This is a genomic window from Zemynaea arenosa (assembly GCF_004614185.1).
GTDB lineage: Bacteria > Pseudomonadota > Gammaproteobacteria > Burkholderiales > Burkholderiaceae_D > Telluria > Telluria arenosa.
This window is the reverse complement of sequence record NZ_SPVF01000161.1, coordinates 57,277-63,276: the sequence shown is the minus strand read 5'-3', so window position 1 is coordinate 63,276 and position 6,000 is coordinate 57,277. Positions and strand designations below refer to the sequence as shown.

At 64.5% G+C, this 6,000-nt stretch carries 3 protein-coding genes; all 3 read right to left on the bottom strand.

What is annotated here, in order from left to right:
* Positions 1-611 (bottom strand): phospholipase D-like domain-containing protein (locus tag E4L96_RS13190; protein ID WP_229414452.1); only part of this gene is annotated, 611 nt, incomplete at its 3' end.
* A gap of 14 nt (positions 612-625) precedes the next feature.
* The gene (locus tag E4L96_RS13185) at positions 626-2,335 is read right to left on the bottom strand and encodes a bifunctional metallophosphatase/5'-nucleotidase (protein ID WP_135207687.1); all 1,710 of its coding nucleotides are present in this window, start codon (positions 2,333-2,335) and stop codon (positions 626-628) included.
* A 141-nt stretch (positions 2,336-2,476) separates the two neighbouring features.
* Positions 2,477-5,893, bottom strand: a complete 3,417-nt coding sequence (locus E4L96_RS13180; protein WP_135207686.1) for a TonB-dependent receptor — start codon at positions 5,891-5,893, stop codon at positions 2,477-2,479.
* Between the last annotated feature and the right edge of the window lie 107 nt (positions 5,894-6,000).

Below are 6,000 nucleotides of genomic sequence, written 5' to 3'. Positions count from 1 at the left end.
GCAGCACCCGCCGCCAGCTGCGCCTGCGCGCGCCAATCCTGCTCGAACACGGCCTGCACCTGCCCTACGACAGCGGGATCGGTGATGCGCAGGCCCGTCTCATGGATGTGTGTAAACGAGCGCCAGTCGAAATTCTGGCTGCCGATGAAGGCAGTCCTGGCATCTACCACCACGTATTTAGCGTGGATGATGCCGCCGCCCGTCAGCTTGCCGTATTCGAGCACGCGCAGGTCGAGGTTGGGGATGCGGCGCAGGCGCTCGATCGTCGCGGCTTCAGAGATGGCAATGCCGCGCTGCTCCAGCAGGAAGCGGATCTTCACCCCGCGCTGGCCCGCCGCTTCCAATCTCTCCAGTACCTTTTCGAACGGAGTGCCGGGCCGGCTGGCGGTGTAGAACTGGCCGATCACGATCTCGTGCTTCGCGGCGTCGAACATCTCGCAGAACACCGTGACCGGATCGCGCAGGTCGCTGTTCACCAGTGTGGTTTCGATCGGTGCGGTCTGCACCAGTTCAAAACCGGGAATGGTGAAGTCGGCATGCGCGGCGCCCGCCTGCAGGCCGAGGGCGACCAGCACAGCGGACCACAAGCGCTTGCGCAGCGAAGGAGCCATCATGCCGCCCGCTGTCATTTCACGCGCTCGAAGCGCCCTTGCGGCTTCTCGAAACCAGCCGGCTTTCCGGCCTGCTCGCGCTTCTGCAGGTAGGCGGTGAAGGCATCGATATCGCGGATGCCGGTGTCGCGCGAGTTCGCAGCTTCGCGGAAGGTCGGGAAGCCATCGCCGCCTTCTGCCAGGAAGTTATTCGCGGCCACGCGGTACAGCTTCTTCTCGTCGATGGGCTGGCCGTTCAGGGTCATGCTGCCGCGGATTACGCGTGCGCCGCGCGGCTGGGTGCCATCCCAGCGATAGGCAAAGCCGTTCGAGACCTGCAGCATGGAGTGGTTCACGTCCACCTTCTCGCGCTCCCACTGGTGCTCCAGCAGGTCGTACAGCTGGGCGCCGGTGAGGTCCATCAGGACGATGGTGTTCCCGAACGGGAGCACGATCTGGGCTTGGCCGAAGGTGGCGCGCAGGTCGGCGCCGACGTCGAAATCCTTGCGCATGCCAGCGGTGTTCATGAAGCCGATCTGCGCGCCATACGGGGCGGCGGCATCGAGCACTGCGTCCGCGACCAGGTCGCCCAGCGCGGATTCGCCGGCGGCCGACAGCTCGCGCGTCATCGAGCGCACCGCCACACGTGCCACCGGCTGCTGGAGCGCGGCATCGCTGCGGGCCTTGACGGTGGCGAGATAAGCGCTCACCGCGGGCACGGATGGATAGTCGCCCGGCTTGACGATCACGTTCTTCACGGCGACGTCCTGCAGGGTGCGGGTCGCGGGGTCCACGGACAGCGCGATGCGCGACAGGACGTGTCCCGCCGTCTCAGCCTGGGTGATGAAGCGGCCGTTGGACTTGCACTGGTAGCCCTTGTGCGTATGCCCGCTCACCACCAGGCGGATGGCCGGATCCAGGCGTTTGGCGATATCGACGATCGGGCCTTCCAGATGCTGGCAGTCCGGCTGGTCGAAGCGCTCCTTGGTCTGGCCGCCCTCGTGGATCAGGACCACGAACACGGTGGCCCCGGCGGCGCGCGCCGCGGGCAGCACCTTGTTAATGGAATCGGCTTCGTCTTCGAAGGACAAGCCTTCGATCCCGGACGGCAGCACCAGGTCGGCGGCGCCGCGCACCACGGCGCCGAGGAAGGCGATCTTCACGCCCTTCACGTCCGCGATGTGCCAGGCGGGCAGGAACGGCTTGCCGGTCTTGGCGTCGACGACGTTGGAGACCATGTAGGTGAACTGCGCGCCCTTGAAATCGGGCGCGAACTTGCATGCCTTGGCGGGGCGTGGGGACACGCAGCCGCCATGCTGCTGGCGCAGCAGCTCCATGCGCCCGCTGTCGAATTCGTGGTTGCCGACCGAGCTGAAATTCAGGCCGACGAGATTGAGTGCGTGAATGGTCGGTTCGTCCGCCCACATCGACGAGAGCGCGGGGCTGGCCCCCACCAGGTCACCGGCGCCGACCAGCAGCAGATCGCGGTCCTGCTGGCGCCAGGCGTTGACCGCGGCGGCCACGGCGTCGATACCGCCGGCCTGCAGGGTGACCTTCTGGCCGTTCGCATCGGTGTAGGTGAACTTGCTCGGCTCCAGGTTGCCGTGGAAGTCGTTCAGCGCCACCAGGTTGATGGTGATCGGCTGGCGGGGCGCTGCCGGCTGGAGGGCGGTCAGGCTCGCGCAGCCGCCCAGCAGGAGCGCAGCCGAGAGCAGGGCCGCGGTGGGAGTCAAGGCAATCTTCATAGCCCTCAAGCATAACCGAAAGCCTGCGGCGATCACAGGCAGCCGGCGAGTGAATTTTGTATCGGAACGTACGCCACAGAACATAAAAAAAGGCCGGTGTCGCCACCGGCCTTGCAGTCCTGCTAAGTCATGCGACGAGGATCAGAACTCGTACTTGACGGTCGCCTGGATCGCCCACTGGGACTCGCCCTTGGTCTGACGCAGGTTGACGGTTTCCACGCTACGCACGATGTAGATGTAGTGGCCATTTGCATCCAGGCCGCCGTAGTCAACAAAGCTGCGCGCCTGGCCGCCATTGGACTGGAAGCCCACTTCCGGGATCCGGCCCCAGCGCTTGTTCAGCAGGTTGCCGACGTTCAGGAAGTCCAGGGTGAAAGTGCCCTTCTGGCCCGCCATGAAGCCCGGGATCTCCTGGCTGATGCGCATGTCGAACGAGTTGGTCCACGGTGCGAAGGCTTCGCCACGCTTGGTCACGCGGCCGGCTGCGTCACGCAGTTCTTCGTCGGCATTCACGACGTCCCAGAACTTCTGCTCGTTGGTGTGGTTGGTCGCGGTGTCGCCGTAGAAGGTGACTTCGCCCGAACCGAACGCCTTCGGGATGTACATCAGGTCGTTACCCGCCAGGCCATCACCGTTGAGGTCATTGTTGATGGTCCAGGAATACGGCTTGCCCGAGCGGCCTTCGTAGAAGATGCCCAGCGAGGTCTTGTATTCGCCGAAGAACTTCTTCTGCCAGGTCAGGTTGGCGTTGATACGGTCCTTGACCAGGTAGGCCGAGTTGGCGGCCACGTCTTCGTTCGGGTTGAACACCGAGCGTCCCGAGTAGTTCGACGACGAGGTCGAGGAGGTCAGCGGCGACACTTCGGTGGCCTTGGTGTGGGTGGTCGACACCGACCAGCCGAAGCCCTTCGACAGCGGCTTGGACAGTTGCAGGGTGAAGATCGAGCCCTTGCCCTGATCGCTGTTGGTGGCCAGCAGAACGTTGTTGAAGCTGGCGTTCGACAGCGCCTTGGCACGGAAGCCCGAGCACACGCCGCTGGTGATGGTGCCGCCGGTCGCGGTCCAGCATGCCGGGTTGTAGGCCTGCGGCGTGTAGTACAGCGCACGGCCGTCGGTTCCGGTGCGGGTCGGGTCACCCAGGTTCAGATTCTTGTAGTAGATCGAGTCCTTGTTCTTGGTGTACAGGTACTCGGCCGTGAAGGTCAGGCCGTACCACGGCAGTTCGGTGTCGAACGCCAGGTTGGCTTTCAGGATCGACGGCTGCTTGAACGACGGATCCAGCAGGTCCACGTTGGCGGCCGGGGTCGAGCCCGGGAAGCTGGTCGGCTGGGCGTCCGGGTTCGGGCTGAAGATGCCGTCGGTCGGCGGGCAGGCCGGGAAGCCGGAGGTGCCGCAACCCACGATGCGGGTGGCCACGCCCGGGTTGGAGAACGCGTTCGACATCCACACGCTCATCGCCGCGCCCTGGAACAGGCCGAAGCCGCCGCGCACCTGCATCAGGCGCTCGCTGCTGAGCTTATAGTTGAAGCCGACGCGCGGCTGCCACAGCTTGGTGTCATCCGGCACCTGCTGGTTGTTCATGCCGAAGCCGCCGGTGGCGCGGGCGCCGGTGGCGGCATTGCCGGCCACGTAAGCCTGCGACACAACGTCGTTCTTCAGCGGACGGCCGCCGACCAGGTTGCGGTCGAGACGCACGCCGGCGTTGACGGTCAGGTTGTTGTTGACGCTCCAGGTGTCCTGGGCGAAGAAGCCTTCATCGTACAGCGTGAAGCGGGCGATCGCGTTGGTCAGCGAACCGCCGGCGACCGGCACTTGCACCTGGTAGTTCAGCGGACGGCCGCGCGAGTAGTTCTCGAGGATCGCCTTCTGGATGGTGGCCGCGTCCGCGGTGCCGCAGCTGACGGCGCCGAAGGTGTAGGTCAAGGTGGCGGACGAGTTGATGCAACCGAACGTGTAATTACCAAACACGTTCTGCAGGAACGCGTTGTAAATGTCGTTCTTGTTGTAGTCCATGCCGAACTTGATCTCGTGATCGCCCTTGGACCAGTTGGCGCCCAGGTAGACGTCCTTGGTGCGGGTGCGCAGGACGTTGTTCTGGCGGGACAGTTCGGTACCGAAGTCCAGGAAGCGGTTCGAGGTCGGGACATTGCTTGCCGTGCCCGGCGGGTTCGGACCCGACACCTGCAGCGCCATGGCCGGCAGGCGCGCGTTGTTGATCGGCACCGAGTCATAGTCGCGCGAGGAGACCTTGAATTCGGTCGAGAAGGTCGGGGTCCAGTCGCTGAACAGCTGGCCGACCACGGTCTCGATCGACTTGCCCTGGTTGTACCACCAGGACGACAGCGACAGCGCGTTGTCCGAGAAGTTCGGGAAGATCGGTTCGTTCTGGTCGGTCTTGGACCAGCGCACCATCAGGCGATGGTTGTCGTTGATGTTCCAGTCCAGTTTCAGCAGGCGGTCACGCACGACCAGCTCGGTGCCTTCCGGCACGTTCAGGGTGCCGACGTCGATGCCGTAGCGCGACTGGGCCACGTTTTGCAGCTGGGCGATCAGGTCCGTCGAGATGCCGACGTTGGTGTTGGAGCTGCCGATCGGGCCGTAGGCCGGGGCCGAGCGCGAGGAGCGCAGCTCTTCCACGTTGGCGAACAGGAACAGCTTGTCCTGGATCAGCGGGCCACCCACGGTGAAGCCCTTGGTCTTTTCTTCGAACTTCGGCGGGGCGAAGAAGGTGTCGTTGGATGCGTTGTAACGGTCGCCGGCCAGCTTGTCGTTACGGAACACGTAGTAGACCGAGCCCTTCCAGTTGTTGGTACCGGACTTGGTGACGGCGTTCACGTTGGCGCCGGTGTAGCCCTTCTGGGTCACGTCGTAGTTGGCAACGTTCACCTGCACCGACTGGATTGCCTCGATCGAGATCGGCTGCTTGGAGGTCGGCGAACCGCTCGCTTCCAGGCCGAAGGTGTCGTTCACGGCCACGCCGTCAATGGTCAGGCTGTTGTAGCGGGAGTTCTGGCCACCCACGGACATCTCGCCGCGCTCTTTGTCGGTCTGCGACACGCGCGGGTCCATGCGCGCATAGTCTTGCAGGTTGCGCTGGATGGAGGCCTGGGCCTGCAGTTCGGTCGGGCTGATTGCGGTACCGGAGCCCATCGAGGTCTTGGAGAAGATCTCGGAGCGGGCGGCCTTGCCCGCCACGGTCACGGTCTGGATCGGGGCGCCCAGGGTGGCGTCGACCTGGGCGGTTTCCGCCAGGTTCAGGAACACGCCTTCGTGCTTGTCGGTGACACCATCCTTGGTGACGATGATCGTGTACGGACCGCCGGCGCGCAGGCCGCGGGCCACGTAGCGGCCTTCCGCATCAGCAACCACGTTGTTGACCGAACCCGACTCGGTGTGGACGATGGACACTTGCGCGCCAGCGGCCGGCTTGCCGTCGGCGGCCACGACCCGGCCGCCGACTGCCGAGGTGGTGTTCTGCGCGAACGATGGCGTAGCGGACAGAGCGATCGACAGGGCGAGCGCCAGCTTCGTGAGCTGAATCCGTTTTTGACTGATCATTGTTGTAACCCCAAAAAAATACTAGTTATGGTGGGTCCGCGCGGGACCCCTGCTTTTGCTACACACTTTCAGGCCTTACCCACTGCCAAACGCCGAACTCTAGCGCT

Bases quoted from the DNA above. Each gene is read 5' to 3' on its own strand.
- E4L96_RS13185 (WP_135207687.1), bottom strand. From the start codon at position 2,335: ATGAAGATTGCCTTGACTCCCACCGCGGCCCTGCTCTCGGCTGCGCTC.
- E4L96_RS13180 (WP_135207686.1), bottom strand. From the start codon at position 5,893: ATGATCAGTCAAAAACGGATTCAGCTCACGAAGCTGGCGCTCGCCCTG.